At 65.4% G+C, this 257-nt stretch carries 1 protein-coding gene; it reads left to right on the top strand.

What is annotated here, in order from left to right; all coding sequences use genetic code 11:
* Positions 1 to 257 (top strand): hypothetical protein (locus ACO0LI_RS30750; protein ID WP_423037738.1); only part of this gene is annotated, 257 nt, incomplete at both ends.

The raw sequence follows: 257 nt of genomic DNA, 5'->3' as shown, positions 1-257 counted from the left end.
GGTCGGGGCGGTGATCTCGACGTCGTCTGTGGGGGTGGTGATCTGGGCGACGGGTGTGCTGCTGTCGGCCGGGTTTCGCACGCTGTAGAGGCTGGTCTTGCTGACGGTAGCGAGATCATCTTTGGCGCTGGCGACAACCTGGTGCGCGCCTGTAGTGGCGGCGGTGATGGTGGCTGTGCCCTGGGCATCGAGTGTTTGTGGCTGGCCATCGACGGTGACGCTGGTGCTGATGTTGCCGGTGCCGCCGTTGGTGAGGA

This window comes from Undibacterium sp. Tian12W (assembly GCF_049339405.1).
GTDB lineage: Bacteria > Pseudomonadota > Gammaproteobacteria > Burkholderiales > Burkholderiaceae_D > Undibacterium.
The sequence above is the reverse complement of the archived record's forward strand: the minus strand, read 5'-3'. Positions and strand labels throughout refer to the sequence as shown.